Genomic DNA, 15,388 nt, shown 5'->3' with positions numbered 1-15,388 from the left:
ACGGACCCGGCTGGCGCACGCAGGATCCTGAACTGCTGGACGATGATGACGCAGGCCTGGAAAGGCGGCTAGGTTGGACCTTGCTTTTCAGGCTTTGACCATGATGTTTCACTACCCGCTCGGTCATCGCGGGGAGGCCAGGAGCAGAGCCGCTGGCGGCAACGATGAGTTGCGGACGAGGTCGGGCGGTGGAGGACGACGCCCTTGGGCCGCCAGGTCACTGAAGGACTAACCGAAGCGGCGCTTCGGGCGAGGAACGGCGGCAAGGCCTCTTTGACCGGCATGGGGCGCATTGCTGACCGGCAGATTTTCGGCCGACAGCAGACCCTCTGCTGCTTGGGTACCCAGCACGCAAGCTGACATGTGAGACCTCGGTGCGAAGGCAGGGACCAGACCCACTGCGAACGTACGTGTTGGTTCGCATGTTGGCGCTGAAGCGCCTTATCGTTCAGCCTCGCGGCACATAGATCATATGAACCGTATCGTCATCGATCAATGTGCTCGACACCAGTTGCAGCGGAGGCCTTGCCTCGTGGAAGAAAGGCTTGCCCTTGCCGAGCACGAACGGCCTCACGTGCAGGTGATATTCCTCGATCAGGCCCAGCCCGGTCATAAGACCGGCCAGTTCCGGACCGGAAACGCTCAGGATACCCTCCGTGCGGGCCGCGATCTCGCGAATCTGCGCTTCAATATCGCCGGAGATGAGGGTGGCGTTCGGGCCGACCCGTGAAAGTGTGCGCGAAACGACCCATTTGGGCAGCTTGCGCCAGAGTGTCGCGAACTGGCGAAGCGAAGCATCCCATTCCGCGTGATCATCGTCCCAATAGCGCATGACCTCGTACATCCGGCGGCCATACACAGCGCCGGCATGGTTGCGAATCGTCTCGATCCAGTACTCGAAGTGCTTCTGGCTTGGTGCGCCCATGACCAGATTTCCGGCAAGGTCATCGACATAGCCATCGATGGAAACGTTCATTCCCAAGATAAGTTTGCCCAAAAGCAGCGCCTTCACATGGTCGGTTCACGGATTAACCGCTTGTAATTTGCAAGCAGTCAGACGCTATAGCAACTGATTGCAAATCGCAAGTAGCATAGAAAGAAGCGTTCGTGCCGCAAACGAGCCCTGCCTTGTCCCATCAACCCTGCATCCGTTCCCGGCTATCGCCCTCTACGCCTGCCTTCCCGAATCAAGCTGCACCCCAAGTCGCTCGTTCCGTCTCCACCGCACCACGGCGCGATAGCTGGTATGATCGACAGGCACGTGAAGGACGAAACGGTCGGGGATTGCGATATCGGCCTTCACCCGCAGCTCCGCACCGTGAGCGTGCTGGTTGCAAACCAGACAATTGATACTGGCGTCGCCAACGCGGATTGTCGCTTCCTTCAGAACAAGATCACGGATATGCGACCGTCGCTCTATCGGTGGGTCAGCCGGCATTGCCTTATCCCTCTGATTTGACGACCTGAAACTCTTCTGAACCCGGAATGGAAAGCGCACTACCGGCCCAGCGGTTGCCTCGAAAGACTGACGAGCTCGGCTTCGTCGACCACGCCGGCCATATAGTTCGCGATAATCCGGGATGCGATGGCGTCGCGTGCTTCGGGCGACTGACCGTCGCGCTTAAGCTGCTCGAATACACGGCCCAACAGCTCGAGTTCGGATGGCTGCAAAACGCCGGCCTCGGTGGCTTTGCGTCGAATGGGCATTTGTGATCCTCCACTGCGGTCAACAACATACGACCGCGGCAGGGAAACTCAACTCACCTGTCGAGGGCGCCGCGCGGGGGGCGCCGCGCGGGCGGCGCCGACCACAAATCCCGTTTACCCGAGCGGGGAGTTTTTCACTCAAAGCCACAGTGATCTGGCGTCCATACAAAGCCCGCCAGCAAAGCCGGCGGGCGCAATAGTCATAAGATACGCCACTAGAACCAGCTTCGGTCGCGTTCCTGGCTTTGCCCGAGCAGCATGCCGATCAACAACCCGGCAATGCCGCCAAGCACGAAAGCGCTGCTGATGGTGCCGGGATTTTGCTGGACGGCTTCGGACACCGTCTGCGCCTGCGATCTCAGCTGCTGCGTTGCCCGTGCCGCGCGCTCGGTCGCGCTGCCGTACCAGCCGCCGGCTTCGCCGACGGCATCTTCTGCGCGGTCGGCAAGCGTCCGGTTGATCTTGCTGATCTCGCGCTTCAGCGATGCGACCTGCTTCTCCAGGGCCTCCTGGGCCTCTCGGGCGGACATCTTCGGGGTGTCCTTGGGGGTGTCCTTCGCGGTGTCCTTCGGGGTGTCGTTGTCGGCCATGGCTGTTCCTTTCGTTGAGGCAGGGGGAACGGCCAACGGACAAGGATGGTTCCGCTGCCTGCGCTCACAGTCATTCACCCGGCCGGCCGCCAACTTTGGGAACACTCTCCCGATCCAACGGTTGTGGCTGATGGAGGGCACGCATTTGTCGAATCGATCGAGCCATGCTGAAACACTGCGGACGGTCTCCGACCTGCTCCACCGCGCCCGCCGTGTCATTCGCGACGGCGGCCATGCGGCGGCGATGTTCGAAATAGACACGCTGCTGCAGGTCGCACAAACAGAGGTTGCGCGCCGCCTCGAACGCAACGATCGCTGAACTTCGATAGGTCACCGCGGTGTTCACTTGCCGGCGGCGAAGGGCCTCGTTTCCCTTTTTGATCGACTTGCAAGGCGCCCATCGAGCGGGTCGCCGTCCTCAGCGTCGGCATGGCAAAGGCGCAAAAAGCCGCTGACGAGGGGCCATCATCGCGGCATCGACCCTCCCGGTTATAACGCTTGGGCGGCGGAACAAAGCTTGGCCGCACTGGTTAGGCTCACAGCACGATGTGTGCCCCAACGAGGATCTCTGTCCATGAAAACACGTGTTCTTCTAGCTTCGCTGGCCACCGCCACAGCCATGGTCTTCGCCCTGCCCGCCTTCGCCGCCGACAGTGCTCAGGACTTTGTCGACAAGGCTGCCATCGGCGGCCTGTTCGAAGTGGACTCCAGCAAGATCGCAGAAGGCAAGGCCCAGGATCAAGGCGTCAAGGATTTCGCCAAGAAGATGATCGACGATCACGGCGCCGCCAACGCCAAGCTTGCGACCATCGCCGGCGAACAGAAGCTGAAAGTGCCGACGGAGCTGGACGCCAAGCACAAGGCCGATCTGGAGGCTCTGCAGAATGCCAACGATGCCGTCGACAAGCCCTATGTCCAGATGCAGCGCGATGCGCATTCGGAGGCGGTCACGCTGTTCGAGAGCTACGCCAAGGACGGCGACAACGCGCAGTTGAAGACCTTCGCCTCCGAGACCTTGCCGACGCTCAAAATGCATCAGGAAATGGTCGAGAAGATCGCTTCCGCCGACAATGCATCGTCGACCACCAGCTCCACCACCCCGGCCGTGAGCACGACCGACACCACCAATCCGGCCGCCCCGATCCCGGGTGCCAACAGCTTCACCGAGGATCAGGCGAAGAGCCGCATTCAGGATGCCGGCTTCTCCGGCGTGTCCAAGCTGACCAAAGACGACCAGGGCATCTGGCGCGGTCAGGCCACCAAGGATGGCAAGACCACGACCGTGGCGCTCGATTATCAGGGCAACGTCGTTGCCGGCGCCAACTGAACCTCTGAACCAGATCGAGGAGATCAAGACCATGAAAACCGTAACCGGACTTTTCGACAACTACGATGATGCCTCCGATGCCGTCGGCGAACTGGAGGCAATCGGAGTGCCGCAGGCCGACATCAGCATCGTCGCCAACAATTCGGATGACTGGTACGACGACGGCGACACTTCCAACGCCGCCGAGGATGCAGCCGGCGGCGCCGGTCTTGGAGCCGTCATTGGCGGCGCCGGCGGGCTTCTGACAGGGCTCGGCATCATGGCCATTCCTGGCGTCGGTCCGGTCGTGGCCGCAGGATGGCTGGCCGCCACCGCGGTCGGCGCCGTTGGCGGCGCGGTCGTCGGTGGCGCTGCCGGTGGCATCGTCGGGGCGCTGACCGAGTCAGGCGTCCCCGAAAGGGATGCGCATGTCTATGCGGAGGGCGTTCGCCGCGGTGGCACGATGGTGACCGCCAGGGTCAGCGACGAACTCGCCGATGAGGCCGAGCGTATTCTTGGCGAGTCCAACTCGGTCGATCTGCAAGACCGCCGACGCGCCTACGAAGCCGGTGGCTGGACCGGCTTCGATGCCGATGCCGACCCCTACACCGACATCGAGGCCGAGCGCGACAGAACGCGCAACGCCAGCCCACTCTGATCATCGAGCCCCGTCGCCGTACGGCGGCGGGGCCGAAGGTGCTGTCGGCGCACTGCAAGCGACGTTCAGATTCGGCCATAAGGGGCGGGTTCTCATCGGACCTGCCCCTTTTCGCTGTTGCCTTGGCTTGACCGGCTCTCGCCGTGTTAACGTCGAACCAACGAACCCAGCCCCAGGAAAGCATGAGCCCGTCCCCGCAACTGATTGCCGAATGGCCGTTGTCGCCGTCAGCGACACTCGGGTCCGCCGTGCGCTCCAAGGGGATCGAACGTGAAGTCAGAGCCCGGCTGCCATGGGCAGTCAGGAAGCACGTCAAGGCCGAGACGGGCCGCATCGCATTGCGAATGTCGAGATCCGAAGCGGAAGCGTTCAAGGCCGCCTCTGCCAGTATCTCCAAAACACTGGAGGGAGTGGAAGCGCTGCCTGTGCTTCCTCGCGAGGTCGAGGATATCCTTACGATCTCTTCGCGCGAGCGCCACAAATGGCTCAAGGACGGTCGGCTGCAAAGCACCGGCACACGTACCGTCAAGATGCGTGGGCGATCAAAGTCTGTCACCTTCCACGTTTTCGACCCGCGCCACATCGAAGACGTCCTGGACCGCGATCTGGCAACCGTGTGGAGAGAGCAGGATGTCCAGGAAGTCGCCGAGAACAGGCGGCGCGGCGCGGGCAAGGCCGCGCTGACGCGCGCGGGAAAGGGCACCGGCCAGGCTCGCACTGCGAGGAAGGCCCGGAACACGGACGGCCCGGCGCCCGGATTGAAGGGCTGGGATGCGTTCGAGGACGAAGGCCTGCTGCGATAATGATGCTGGCGCTTGCCCTTGTATTTTGGGCGTGTGCGGGGCGAGCCTCAGCCTCAGCGCATCAATCCCGCTGCCCGCAGCGCGTCCTCGATGACCTTGGTAATCCCGCCCGCCGGACCGCTTGGCGGATTGACAGGCTCCGGGGCCGGATCGACACGGACAGCTCGCGGTTTTTCCTTCGGCGAGAAAGGCTGCAATGCAGTGCCTGAAGCGGCCTCGGCTTTCGCCGTGCGTCGTACCTCTGGCTTCGTCAGCCCCCAGAAACGGGCGATGTGGCGCGTCGAGGAAATCCCGGCATCCAGCATGAACGGCCCTGCTTTGCCGAGAGCATTGTCGCCGCTCGCCTGCAATGGTGTGCCATGGCCCATGCCGGCAATGCTGTATGCCTCGACCACGTCGCGGCCTTTGCCGTCGGACCAGACTTTTCGGCTCTGACCGTCGACCTTTTCCGTGCGTGTCGGCGCTTGAGCGAGGCCGTGCACGCCCTGCCATTGCGCCAGCACCGCGTCGGCATTGGAAGGCACCACGGTCGTATCGGCCGAGCCCTGCCAGACCGAAATCCTCGGCCAGGGCCCCTTGTGCGGCGAGGCCTCCCGCAAAAGACGCTGCAGGTCGCTTCTGGACGGGCCGCCATGGCCACGCATGCGGTCGAAGGCTTCGGGGATGGTCGAGGCGCTGCCATAGGCAACCCCGGCAATGATCGCGCCACCGGCAAACACGTCCGGGTAGGTCGCCAACATCACCGCTGCCATGGCGCCGCCGGCGGAAAGGCCGGTGACGAATATCCGCTTGCGGTCGAGACCGTGAGTGACCACCGCCGCCTCGATCATCTGGCGGATGGACAGCGCCTCGCCGCTGTCGCGGCTTATATCGCCCGGCACGAACCAGTTGAAGCAAAGATTGGCGTTGTTGGCGCGCTGCTGCTCGGGGAAAAGCACGGCAAAACCCTGATCGGCAGCAAGTTCGGTCCAGCCGGAACCATGGTCGTAGCCGGCGGCAGTCTGGGTACAGCCATGCAGCACCACGACCAGCGCCGCCTGCTTCGGCAGGTTTTCAGGAAGATAAAGCCGCGCACGCAAGGCGCCCGGATTGGACCCGAACCCTGTCATCTCGGACAGGTGATCTTCCTTGCTCTGTCCTGCACCGGCTGGCCGGCGGCGCATCGCGCTCAGCCGGGCGATCGTATCGGATATGTCTCGCAAATTGGTATCCTTGCGCGCCGGAATGGGCAGACTCGTGCACACAACGCACACGCAGCAATATCGTTGCTGCACTGCACAATAACAAGCGGCGCGGCCTATTAAATGACCCGATGGATCACAGAATCCGCTGCACGGCTTGTAACGACGAGCGCAATTTGCGCCCGGCTGACCTCTGGTCGGTCAGCCGGTCGAGGCCGGCAGGCGCCGGGTTACCAGCGCTGATGCACGTAGGGCTTGATGTTCTCGTCGTAGACCGCCTTCACCTTGGCCATCAACTCGGAGGACAACGGCGCAAGCTCCGCCGCTTCCGCATTGGAAACCGCCTGCGCCGGATTGCGGGCGCCGGGGATGACAACCGTCACCGCGTCGAACATCAGGATCCAGCGCAGCGCGAATTTCGCCATGGTGGTGTCGCCTGACACCAGCGGCCGCACCTTCTCGACCGCCGCCAGGCCGACCTCATAGGGCACGCCCGAAAATGTCTCGCCGACATCGAAGGCTTCGCCAGTCCTGTTGAACAGGCGATGGTCGGTGGCCTCGAACTTTGTGTCGGCCCTGAACTTGCCCGACAGCAGGCCGCTGGCCAGCGGTACGCGGGCGATGATGGCGACATCGTTCTTCTTCGCCTGGTCGAAGAACAGCTCGGCCGGGCGCTGGCGGAAGGCGTTGAAGATGATCTGCACGCTGACGACGCCGGGATATTGCATCGCCTTCAGCGCCTCTTCGACACGCTCGACGCTGACGCCGTAATTGCGGATCTTGCCCTGCTCGGTGAGCTTGTCGAGACGCTCGAACACTTCCGGGTGGTAATAGAGATCGGTCGGCGGGCAATGCAGCTGCACCAGGTCGAGCGTGTCGGTCTCGAGGTATTTCAGGCTGCGGTCGATCCAGCCGTTGAGGTTCTCGACGCTGTAGCCTTCGACGGTCTGCTTCGGCAGCCGCCGTCCGGCCTTTGTGGCGATGAACGGGCGCGCGCCGCCACGTTCCTTCATCACCCGTGCGATCAGTTTTTCCGAACGGCCGTCGCCATAGACGTCGGCCGTGTCGAGGAAGCTGACGCCCGCATCGAGCGCGGCATGCAGGGCGGCGACCGCATCGTTGTCATTGACCTCGCCCCAGGCGGCGCCGATCGCCCAGGCGCCGAAGCCGATCTCGCTGACTGATCTGCCGGTACGGCCAAATTTCCGTGAATGCATCTCGCTGTTCCTGACTGCGGCTTCGCCGGCAATGCCGGCTCCATGATTGCGATTCTTCGGGGAGCCTCATATCGCATGGCAACGCGATTGACATCCCTCTTCGTTGGATTTACCAGATTACAGGGTTGTATGACAACCTGGTAAGAAGGCAACGATTTCGAGTCGGGAGGAACATGTCGCTGATGCGCGAACTCTATCTCGACGGGGTCGCCGGATGAGCAGTCCGTCAACCGTGGTTGGCTCCCTAATCGTGAACAGCCTTGTCGCGCAGATCCTCGAAGCGGGCATAGCTTTTGGTCAGATGGCTGCGCATGGCGCGGCGCGCGGCGTTGACGTCCCCGGCTTCGATGGCCCCGAGAATGGCGCGATGCTCGCGCTGCATGCGGTCGAGATATTTTTCCCGCTCGGCCTCCGTCATGCGGTCGAGCCGCGTCCAATGGCGCGGGACCATGGCGCTGCCGAACGTGTCGAACAGCCGGGTGAAATTCGGGTTCTGCGTCGCCGCGAGAATGGCGCGGTGGAAGCCGAAATCCTCTTCCGAGCCGGAGCCGCCGGCGCGCACCGCAGCCTCCAGCGCGTCGAGCCGCGCGCTCATCTGCTGGAGCGCTGCCTCGCTGCGCCGTTCGGCGGCGAGACCGGTCGCTTCCACCTCGATGCCCATGCGCAGTTCCAGCACGCGCAGCACCTCGTCGATCGATTCGAGATCGTCGGGCAGCACGGAAAAAATCTTCGGCGGCGGATCCTTGGCGACGAAGGCGCCGAGCCCCTGGCGCGTGGTAATCAGCCCGCGCGCACGCAGCGCCGCCAGCGCCTCGCGCACCACGGTGCGGCTGACGCCCGTGGCGGCGACGATTTCCTGCTCGGTCGGCAGCCGCTGGCCCGGCGCGAGGTCGCCGGATTCGATCTGCGCGATCAGCGTGTTGACCAGACCCGTCCGCAGGTTGGGCGCCTGCGGTATGGCGTCGAAAGTCATGGGCTCCGCCATCGGCGCGACTCCGGTTCGATTCTTGTTCAAAGGATTGCATCGACAGGTGCCCGCCGCAAGGTGACGAAAGGTGAGCCCGCCGGTGTGGGTCCAAGGAGAATTACATGAAAGAACCCGAGGATTGCATGAAAGAACGCATCGGCTTCATCGGCCTGGGCAGCATGGGCGCCGGCATGGCCGACAATCTGTTGCGCAAGGCCTGGCCGCTGACGGTCCACGTCCACCGCAGCCGCACCGCCGCCGACCGGCTGATCGCCGCCGGCGCCAGCGAGGCGGCAAGCCCGCGCGAACTCGCCGCAGCGAGCGACATCGTCATCCTGTGCGTCACCGGTTCGCGCGAGGTCGAAGCGCTGGTCAAGGGCGCGGACGGGCTTGCTGCGGCCAAGACGCCGTTGCTGATCATCGACTGCTCGACCTCCAACCCGTCATCGACGACAGCGCTTGCCGCCGACCTCGCGGAGCAGGGGATGACGCTGATCGACGCGCCGCTGGCGCGCACGCCCAAGGAAGCCACCGAGGGCAAGCTCGACGTCATGGTCGGCGGCCCGGCCGAAATCGTCGCCCGAGCGCGGCCGGTGCTCGAGGCCTTCGCCGCGCGTGTCGTCCACACCGGCCCGACCGGCAGCGGCCACACCATGAAGTTGCTCAACAATTTCGTCTCGATGGGCTATTCCGCGATCTACTCGGAAGCGCTGAGCCTCGGCGCCAAGGCCGGGCTGACGCCGCAGGTCTTCAACAGCGTCATCTCCGGCAGCCGCATGGATTGCGGCTTCTACCAGGCCTTCTTCGACTTCGTCCTCAACCGCAACGAAAACGCCCAACGCTTCGCCATCGCCAACGCGCTCAAGGACATGACCTATCTCGCCTCCTTCGCCCAGTCCGCCGGCATCGCCAACCCGATCGGCGCGGCGGTGCGCAATGGGTTTGCGATGGCCGTCACGACGGGTCATGGCGAGAAGTTCGTGCCGGCGCTATCGGATATTGTTGCGGGGTTGAACGGGGTTTCGCTGGTGGGGGCGGCGGAGACGTGACAGCGCTGGAGCGATACGGCGCGGCGATTTAGTATTCGAACGCGCAAGCCAACTGCCCATCTGCATCCTTCGCAGTATTACTCGACGCGCCAAAATTCTGTGAACAGTTGGAAAGAGACTGTTTCCAAAAGAGATTCCACCGTTACGGTGCGTCATGTTCATCAAACCGTCAGCTACCGAGCTGAACCAGGTCAATGACTTTCTCGCTGGTGCGAAATCGCTTCAGGGCGGCCCGCCGGAGTGGACCGACTCCACAAGGATAGGGGACAAAGAAGCGAAATGGCCTATTGAGGACGATATCGGGATCGTCAGGGCGCATCTTCGTTTCCGCTTTCGCTTTCCCGAATATCCGTCGATGAGTTTAATCTTTAGGGGGCAGCCCATCTGGCGTGTCGATGTCGCGCAGCCAGATGAGTGTAAGCCAAATCCCCATGACGCCGGGAAGTTCAACTTGCCACCAAGGGTGTGCGGTGTTCATGAGCATGCGTGGTACGACAATGTCGACGCTGTCAGGAACAGTGGCTGGGGTGGTTTGCCATATAGGCGCCCCATAAATGTGCAAGTACGAAAGCTGCCGCAGGTACTTGCCGATTTTTGCGGCCGCGTTAACCTCACATTGTCCCATGATCAGAGATCATTCGATGTGCCTGCACAACGGACAATGCGCCTGGAACAAAAGCCATGACTCTGAGCGACGAAATCGCCGGTCTGCTAGCTGATTACGAGATCCTCAAGGCGACCGAGGAGGGTATTCGTGTGCCCACTCATTGCCTATATCCTTCTTTCGAGCCGGTGGATGTTTTTGTCAGCAAGAAGCGTGATGGTTTCGAAGTCCACGATTCCGGCAACGCATATCGCTCAGCGTGGGCACACGGGCGTGATCCTCGACTGATTGCCAACGTCATGGAAGAGCAGGCGGCGCGCTTCAATCTGACTGAGCGAGGCAATGTCCTTGTGGCTCGTGTTTCAGACAAAGAATGGCTTACGGCGGCTATCCTAGCTGTAGCAAACGCTTCCGCTGCGACCGCGAATGCCGCTGTAGCAAAGTTTGTGGCTGCCGCAGAAACATCTCTCAAGGAGCGGATAGGCCGTATTCTTGAGAAGACAGTCCCGAAGGATATGCCTACGGAGGAGAGATTCAGTTTGCGCGGCAAGAGCGGCAAGCAGCATGTTTTTGATTTTGCGGTTGTAAGGCGTGACGCCGCGCCGATCTTGCTTATTGATGCTGTCGCGCCGCATCATAACTCGATTGCTGCAAAGTACGTCGCGTTTTCCGACGTGAAGGCTGCGCTCAACGAGCCAATTGAACGCTTCGCGGTGTTTGACCGTGCCCTTGAGCACGATGATGCAGCGCTGATGGAACAAGTTGCTGATCTCGTACCCTTGGCGTCTTTCGCGCAGGGTACACAGAGAGCGTTGAGCTATGAGCGACATCGCAAAGTGTTATGAAATTCTTCGGCCTCATGCTTGGCGCACTCCACGTCAGTCGTAGCGGAGAACGCGGGCGTCTTTTGCCTTAGCGCGCATCGCTTTGGGTGTCTTCGGCGTACCTTTACACCCTAGCCCGATTGCGCACGGCCTTCTGCAGCCGTGAATGCCGCACCGGACGCAACCTCCTGCGCCCGTGACACTGACTCCGCGGCCGCTTCAATCTCAGGCAGATCAGGTGCGCCTCTAGCACCCGCTGGCGCCCACCAGCCCATCCATGTCAAACCGCAAGATCGGTCGAGCGCGACATGTCCGGAACCGCCTATCTGGTGTCGCCACGCAGGACGAGACGTTTGATGACGCCACTTGAAAACTACCAAGCCCGGATGCAGCGGGTGCTGGACCACATAGACCAGCATCTGGACGGCGATCTGGGCCTGGAAGCGTTGAGCGGCGTCGCGGCGTTCTCGAAATACCATTTCCACCGGCAGTTCACGTCAACCTTCGGCTTGTCCGTGCATCGCTATGTCCAGCTCGCCCGCCTGAAGCGCGCTTCGTACCGGCTTGCCGAGAGCGACGCCCAAAGCGTCACCGACATAGCGATGGATGCCGGTTACGACGCACCGGATGCCTTCGCCCGCGCCTTTCGGCAACGGTTCGGACAATCGCCTTCGTCGTTCCGGAAGTCCCCCGACTGGGGGGCGTGGCTCATGGCCTTCGGGCCGCTCGACAAAGCAAGGACCACGCTCATGCAGATAATCTTCGAACCCGCCGACGTGATGATCCGCGATGTGCCCCCGACGCCGGTGGCGATCATGGAGCATCGCGGCGATAGGGCGACGCTTCCTGACACCATCCAGCGCTTCATCGCCTGGCGCAAGGCGGCCGGCCTCTCGCCCGAGACAAGCCCGACCTTCAACATCTTCCGTTCCGAAAGGGAGCCGGCGAACCCGGCCGATTACAGCATGGATATTTGTGCCGGAACCGACCTGCCGGTAGAAGGCGGGCCGATCGAGGACGTGCAGATGAAGGCCGGCGTCATCCCCGGCGGACGCTGCGCGGTGCTGCGCTATCCCGGCAACACCAACAATCTCGAGCCGGCAGCGCTCTACCTGTACCGCGAATGGCTTCCGGCCAGCGGCGAGGAGGCGCGCGACTTTCCGATCTATTGCCAGCGACACTTTTCGTCGAACGGACCGGTGCGCGAGGTGGTGCTTGAGCTGTTTTTGCCGCTGAAATAGCGCGGTGGGTGGCGGCCTATCTCCGGCCCTGAGCTGGTGAGCCGACGACCGAGTGACATCTGATATGGCGCTCCCCCACTCCGTCTCGGCTTCGCCGAGCCACCTCTACCCCACATTCGTGGGGGAGAGGAAACCCAAGCTTTTGAAGGGCTGCGATCTCGGAGATTGGCATTTCCTCATCCCCCATGAAATGGGGGGTCCGAAGGACGGGAGAGACCCGTGGCTCGCCCCGGCAAGGTGGCTCGGCGAAGCCGAGACGGAGTGGGGGTCAGCGCCGCCATAGGCGATTGGCCCAGCGCGCGGACAAGGCAAGGCTATCCCTAAGCCTGCCCGCGCACAGCCTTCCGCAACCGCGAATGCCGTACCGGAGACGCTGCCTCGGGCCCCGGCGCTATCTCCGCAGCTTCCCCCTCATGCAACCCCACCCGCAGCGCCGCGCCCGCCAGATGGTCGCGCATCGCGGCTTGCGCCCCTTCGGCGTCGCCGGCACGGATCGCTCTCAGGATGCGCTCATGTTCGCCGAGCGTGATGCGGGCCATGTCGTCCGACTTTTGCTGGTTGCCGGCGGCGAGAATGCTTTCGCGCACCCGCTCGGACACGAAGACCAGGAATTGGCCCATGTAGGAATTGCGCGTCGCCTCGGCGACGGTGCGGTGGAATTCGAGGTCGCTGCGCAGCCAGGCGACGCTGCCATAGGGGGCGGCGCGCATGCCGGACAGCGCATCGCCCATGGCTTTGAGATCGGCGTCGCTGCGCCGTTTTGCGGCAAGGGCCGCCGCCTGCACTTCGAGGATGCCACGCAGTTCGAACAGATTGCGAAACGAGTCGGCGCGCTGCAGCGTCTCATGGTCGATGGTCAGCACCGTCGGGTTGTTGCTCTCGACCACGAAGGCGCCGCGCCCCTGCTGCGACCAGATTCGGCCTTCCGAGCGCAGCCGCGCGATCGCCTCGCGCACCACGTTGCGGCTGACCCCGAAAGTGGTTGCCAGCGCCGCCTCGGTCGGCAGTTGGTCACCCGGCTTCAGCCGGCCATGCGCGATCTCGCGCGAGATGGAACTGGCCACCAGAGTGGAGAGGTGTGGGCCGCGATTGACCTTGTCGAGTTTCAGCGTCATCGCTCACCTATAGTCGACGGCGGGTGCGGACGCCAGAATGCGGCCGTTGCTGAGAATGTGGCGCGGGTCGAATGCGTCCTTGATGCCGGCGGCGAGGTCGAGCGTCACCGGATCGATGCGTTCGAGGAACGCCTTCTGCTTGACCCGGCCGATGCCGTGCTCGGCGCTGATAGAGCCGCCATAGCGATCGACGACGGTGAAGATCTCGGCTTCCGCCTGCTCGAACAGATGTTCCATCGCCTCGGTGCCCATGCCTTCCGGCGGCACGACGTTGAGGTGGATGTTGCCGTCGCCGACATGGCCGTAGGTGACGGCCAGCGCGTCGGGCCGGGCTTTCTCCAAGGCGGCCAGCGCATCGGTGACGAAATCGGCAAGCCTGGAGATCGGCACCGAGACATCGGTGCGCAGGTAGCGCCCGCCCCTGCCCTGCCGCTCGACCATGATCTCGCGGTAGAGCCACAACCGCTCACCTTGAGCCCTGGTCGAAGCGATGACGCCGTCCTCGACGAAGTCCTCGACGCTGCCGAGAAACCCCAGCAGCATATTGGAGAGGTCGATCAGCCCGCCCGACGACACCTCGATCAGCACATAGACGGGATAGGGCTGGCTGAGCGGATCGGGAAGATCCTGGCCTTCGCGCATGGTGATCTGGATGCCGACGCGCAGGATCAGTTCGAAGGCGGTGAGCAGGTCGCTACAATCGCGCCGGGCGCGGGCATAGAGTGCCATCGCATCCTCGACCGAGCGCAAGCCGACAAGTGCTGTTTCGATCTGCGTCGGCTTGGGAAACAGCTTCAGCGCCACCGCGGTGACGATGCCGAGCGTGCCCTCCGAGCCGATGAAGATCTGCTTCAGATCATAGCCGCGGTTGTCCTTGCGCAGCACTTTCAGCCCGTTCCAGATGCGGCCGTCGGCCAGCACCACTTCGAGGCCAAGCACCAGGTCGCGCGTCATGCCGTAGCGCAGCACGTTGAAGCCGCCGGCATTGGTGGCGACATTGCCGCCGATGCGGCAGCTGCCCTGCGCGCCGAACGTGATCGGCAGCAGGCAGTCGCTCGCTTCGGCGGCGCGCTTGGCGTCCTCGAGAATGCAGCCGGCCTCGACCACGATGGCGAAGTCGATCGGGCTGATCGAGCGAATCTTGTTCATGCGCTCCAGCGAGATGACGATCTCGCCGCCATCCGCCGCCACTGCGGCGCCGACGAGCCCGGTCAGGCCGCCTTGCGGCACGACCGGAATGCGCTCGGCATGGCAGAACCGCATCAGCGCCGACATTTCCTCCACCGAAGAGGGCCGCGCCACCGCCAGCGGCCGGCCGAAATGATCGCCCGACCAATCTCGGCTGTAGCGCGCCAGATCCACTTCCTCGGTCAGCAGCCCGCCATTCGGCAGCAAGCCGGCCAGGGCTGCGATCTGCGATGCGGAGGGTGGCGGCACGGCATTCATGGATTGGCTCTGGGCCCCTCGGCAAAACGGCTGGACAAATACCGGCGTTGTCGTGTTATCATACAACCCTGCTTGAGAACATCAAGCGAGGCTTGCCGCCAAGCGTTCGATGTGGATGATCAGACCCGCAAATCACAGAATTCGGAGGACTTCCCCAATGAGCGACGCCCCGGGATTTCGCTATATGCACACCATGATCAGGGTGCTCGACCTCGACAAGTCGATCGCCTTCTACACCGAGGTGCTCGGCATGACCCTGCTGCGCCGCGACGACTACCCCGGCGGCAAGTTCACCAACGCCTTTGTCGGCTACGGCCCCGAGGACAAGGAAGCCGTCGTCGAGCTGACGCTGAACTGGGGCCGCGAGGAGCCCTACGAGATCGGCACCGGCTTCGGCCATCTGGCGCTCGGCGTCAACGACATCTACGCCGTCTGCGCCGAACTGGAAAAGCGCGGCGCCAAGATCCCGCGCAAGCCCGGCCCGATGCAGCACGGCACCACCCACATCGCTTTCGTCGAAGACCCCGACGGCTACAAGATCGAGCTGATCGGCCTCGACACGATGTAATCCGATCGGGCCGGGGCCGGCCGGGCGGCGGCGCGCGGGGGGGGGGCGGGGGGGGGGCCGGGGAGGGGGGGGGGGGGGGAGGGGTGCGGAGTGTGGTTTACACTAAGAGCCG

Annotated in this window: 18 protein-coding genes; 9 read left to right on the top strand and 9 right to left on the bottom strand. The window is 63.2% G+C overall.

Annotated features, from left to right (window positions below; all coding sequences use genetic code 11):
* Positions 1–448: 448 nt before the first annotated feature.
* From NKI06_RS29630 to NKI06_RS29615, 4 genes are all read right to left on the bottom strand, one after another.
* Positions 449–997, bottom strand: a complete 549-nt coding sequence (locus NKI06_RS29630; RefSeq protein WP_023744134.1) for a dihydrofolate reductase family protein — start codon at positions 995–997, stop codon at positions 449–451.
* Between the two features lie 171 nt (positions 998–1,168).
* The gene (locus NKI06_RS29625) at positions 1,169–1,438 is read right to left on the bottom strand and encodes a PilZ domain-containing protein (RefSeq protein WP_023726509.1); all 270 of its coding nucleotides are present in this window, start codon (positions 1,436–1,438) and stop codon (positions 1,169–1,171) included.
* Positions 1,439–1,497: 59 nt separating this feature from the next.
* Positions 1,498–1,707, bottom strand: a complete 210-nt coding sequence (locus tag NKI06_RS29620; RefSeq protein WP_023671091.1) for a hypothetical protein — start codon at positions 1,705–1,707, stop codon at positions 1,498–1,500.
* Positions 1,708–1,922: 215 nt separating this feature from the next.
* Positions 1,923–2,297, bottom strand: a complete 375-nt coding sequence (locus tag NKI06_RS29615; protein WP_023833641.1) for a hypothetical protein — start codon at positions 2,295–2,297, stop codon at positions 1,923–1,925.
* Between NKI06_RS29615 and NKI06_RS29610 the strand changes: the two genes are divergently transcribed.
* The 4 genes from NKI06_RS29610 to NKI06_RS29595 all read left to right on the top strand — a co-directional run bounded on the left by NKI06_RS29610 (position 2,296) and on the right by NKI06_RS29595 (position 5,064).
* Positions 2,296–2,616 carry a hypothetical protein gene (locus NKI06_RS29610; protein WP_155923737.1) on the top strand — a complete coding sequence of 107 codons (321 nt, stop codon included), beginning with the start codon at positions 2,296–2,298 and terminating at the stop codon, positions 2,614–2,616. The two genes, NKI06_RS29615 and NKI06_RS29610, sit on opposite strands and share 2 nt — an antisense overlap.
* A gap of 255 nt (positions 2,617–2,871) precedes the next feature.
* A complete protein-coding gene (locus NKI06_RS29605) occupies positions 2,872–3,624 on the top strand; it encodes a DUF4142 domain-containing protein (RefSeq protein ID WP_023704147.1) in 753 nt (250 codons plus the stop codon).
* Positions 3,625–3,655: 31 nt separating this feature from the next.
* Positions 3,656–4,261: a general stress protein gene (locus NKI06_RS29600; RefSeq protein ID WP_023825510.1), complete on the top strand. Its 606-nt coding sequence runs from the start codon at positions 3,656–3,658 to the stop codon at positions 4,259–4,261.
* A 182-nt stretch (positions 4,262–4,443) separates the two neighbouring features.
* Positions 4,444–5,064: a hypothetical protein gene (locus NKI06_RS29595; RefSeq protein ID WP_031249027.1), complete on the top strand. Its 621-nt coding sequence runs from the start codon at positions 4,444–4,446 to the stop codon at positions 5,062–5,064.
* A gap of 53 nt (positions 5,065–5,117) precedes the next feature.
* On the opposite strand, the gene NKI06_RS29590 is transcribed toward NKI06_RS29595, so the two are convergent.
* The 3 genes from NKI06_RS29590 to NKI06_RS29580 all read right to left on the bottom strand — a co-directional run bounded on the left by NKI06_RS29590 (position 5,118) and on the right by NKI06_RS29580 (position 8,447).
* Positions 5,118–6,266 carry an extracellular catalytic domain type 1 short-chain-length polyhydroxyalkanoate depolymerase gene (locus tag NKI06_RS29590; RefSeq protein ID WP_352987840.1) on the bottom strand — a complete coding sequence of 383 codons (1,149 nt, stop codon included), beginning with the start codon at positions 6,264–6,266 and terminating at the stop codon, positions 5,118–5,120.
* Positions 6,267–6,475: 209 nt separating this feature from the next.
* Positions 6,476–7,462 (bottom strand): aldo/keto reductase, encoded by a 987-nt coding sequence (locus tag NKI06_RS29585; RefSeq protein ID WP_352987839.1) that lies wholly within the window; start codon positions 7,460–7,462, stop codon positions 6,476–6,478.
* Positions 7,463–7,706: 244 nt separating this feature from the next.
* A complete protein-coding gene (locus NKI06_RS29580) occupies positions 7,707–8,447 on the bottom strand; it encodes a FadR/GntR family transcriptional regulator (RefSeq protein ID WP_352987838.1) in 741 nt (246 codons plus the stop codon).
* A 125-nt stretch (positions 8,448–8,572) separates the two neighbouring features.
* Here NKI06_RS29580 and NKI06_RS29575 point away from each other — a divergent pair, with 125 nt between their 5' ends.
* The 4 genes from NKI06_RS29575 (at position 8,573) to NKI06_RS29560 (ending at position 12,147) form a co-directional block, all read left to right on the top strand.
* The gene (locus NKI06_RS29575; protein WP_352987842.1) at positions 8,573–9,478 is read left to right on the top strand and encodes an NAD(P)-dependent oxidoreductase; all 906 of its coding nucleotides are present in this window, start codon (positions 8,573–8,575) and stop codon (positions 9,476–9,478) included.
* Positions 9,479–9,632: 154 nt separating this feature from the next.
* A complete protein-coding gene (locus tag NKI06_RS29570; RefSeq protein ID WP_023713329.1) occupies positions 9,633–10,163 on the top strand; it encodes a hypothetical protein in 531 nt (176 codons plus the stop codon).
* Complete coding sequence (locus NKI06_RS29565) at positions 10,160–10,927, top strand: DUF1829 domain-containing protein (RefSeq protein ID WP_023698607.1); 768 nt, start codon at positions 10,160–10,162, stop codon at positions 10,925–10,927. The genes NKI06_RS29570 and NKI06_RS29565 overlap by 4 nt, the downstream gene beginning before the upstream one ends.
* Positions 10,928–11,262: 335 nt before the next feature.
* Positions 11,263–12,147: an AraC family transcriptional regulator gene (locus NKI06_RS29560; protein ID WP_502900627.1), complete on the top strand. Its 885-nt coding sequence runs from the start codon at positions 11,263–11,265 to the stop codon at positions 12,145–12,147.
* A gap of 320 nt (positions 12,148–12,467) precedes the next feature.
* Here the strand turns inward: NKI06_RS29560 and NKI06_RS29555 are convergent, their stop codons facing one another.
* Both NKI06_RS29555 and NKI06_RS29550 read right to left on the bottom strand, forming a co-directional pair.
* Positions 12,468–13,262: a FadR/GntR family transcriptional regulator gene (locus NKI06_RS29555; protein WP_352987837.1), complete on the bottom strand. Its 795-nt coding sequence runs from the start codon at positions 13,260–13,262 to the stop codon at positions 12,468–12,470.
* 3 nt (positions 13,263–13,265) lie between these two features.
* Complete coding sequence (locus NKI06_RS29550; RefSeq protein ID WP_352987836.1) at positions 13,266–14,708, bottom strand: FAD-binding oxidoreductase; 1,443 nt, start codon at positions 14,706–14,708, stop codon at positions 13,266–13,268.
* A gap of 157 nt (positions 14,709–14,865) precedes the next feature.
* Here NKI06_RS29550 and gloA point away from each other — a divergent pair, with 157 nt between their 5' ends.
* Positions 14,866–15,276 carry a lactoylglutathione lyase gene (gene gloA / locus NKI06_RS29545; RefSeq protein ID WP_019856614.1) on the top strand — a complete coding sequence of 137 codons (411 nt, stop codon included), beginning with the start codon at positions 14,866–14,868 and terminating at the stop codon, positions 15,274–15,276.
* Positions 15,277–15,388: the final 112 nt, after the last annotated feature.

The organism is Mesorhizobium sp. M0772, from assembly GCF_040320135.1.
GTDB lineage: Bacteria > Pseudomonadota > Alphaproteobacteria > Rhizobiales > Rhizobiaceae > Mesorhizobium.
Note: the sequence above shows the minus strand (reverse complement) of the source record. Positions and strands in the feature narration are given on the sequence as shown.

Bases quoted from the DNA above. Each gene is read 5' to 3' on its own strand.
- NKI06_RS29560 (WP_502900627.1), top strand. From the start codon at position 11,263: ATGACGCCACTTGAAAACTACCAAGCCCGGATGCAGCGGGTGCTGGAC.
- NKI06_RS29585 (WP_352987839.1), bottom strand. From the start codon at position 7,462: ATGCATTCACGGAAATTTGGCCGTACCGGCAGATCAGTCAGCGAGATC.
- NKI06_RS29625 (WP_023726509.1), bottom strand. From the start codon at position 1,438: ATGCCGGCTGACCCACCGATAGAGCGACGGTCGCATATCCGTGATCTT.
- NKI06_RS29600 (WP_023825510.1), top strand. From the start codon at position 3,656: ATGAAAACCGTAACCGGACTTTTCGACAACTACGATGATGCCTCCGAT.
- NKI06_RS29550 (WP_352987836.1), bottom strand. From the start codon at position 14,708: ATGAATGCCGTGCCGCCACCCTCCGCATCGCAGATCGCAGCCCTGGCC.
- NKI06_RS29565 (WP_023698607.1), top strand. From the start codon at position 10,160: ATGACTCTGAGCGACGAAATCGCCGGTCTGCTAGCTGATTACGAGATC.
- NKI06_RS29620 (WP_023671091.1), bottom strand. From the start codon at position 1,707: ATGCCCATTCGACGCAAAGCCACCGAGGCCGGCGTTTTGCAGCCATCC.
- NKI06_RS29595 (WP_031249027.1), top strand. From the start codon at position 4,444: ATGAGCCCGTCCCCGCAACTGATTGCCGAATGGCCGTTGTCGCCGTCA.
- NKI06_RS29555 (WP_352987837.1), bottom strand. From the start codon at position 13,262: ATGACGCTGAAACTCGACAAGGTCAATCGCGGCCCACACCTCTCCACT.
- NKI06_RS29610 (WP_155923737.1), top strand. From the start codon at position 2,296: ATGGCTGTTCCTTTCGTTGAGGCAGGGGGAACGGCCAACGGACAAGGA.
- NKI06_RS29575 (WP_352987842.1), top strand. From the start codon at position 8,573: ATGAAAGAACGCATCGGCTTCATCGGCCTGGGCAGCATGGGCGCCGGC.
- NKI06_RS29615 (WP_023833641.1), bottom strand. From the start codon at position 2,297: ATGGCCGACAACGACACCCCGAAGGACACCGCGAAGGACACCCCCAAG.
- NKI06_RS29605 (WP_023704147.1), top strand. From the start codon at position 2,872: ATGAAAACACGTGTTCTTCTAGCTTCGCTGGCCACCGCCACAGCCATG.
- gloA (WP_019856614.1), top strand. From the start codon at position 14,866: ATGAGCGACGCCCCGGGATTTCGCTATATGCACACCATGATCAGGGTG.
- NKI06_RS29580 (WP_352987838.1), bottom strand. From the start codon at position 8,447: ATGGCGGAGCCCATGACTTTCGACGCCATACCGCAGGCGCCCAACCTG.
- NKI06_RS29570 (WP_023713329.1), top strand. From the start codon at position 9,633: ATGTTCATCAAACCGTCAGCTACCGAGCTGAACCAGGTCAATGACTTT.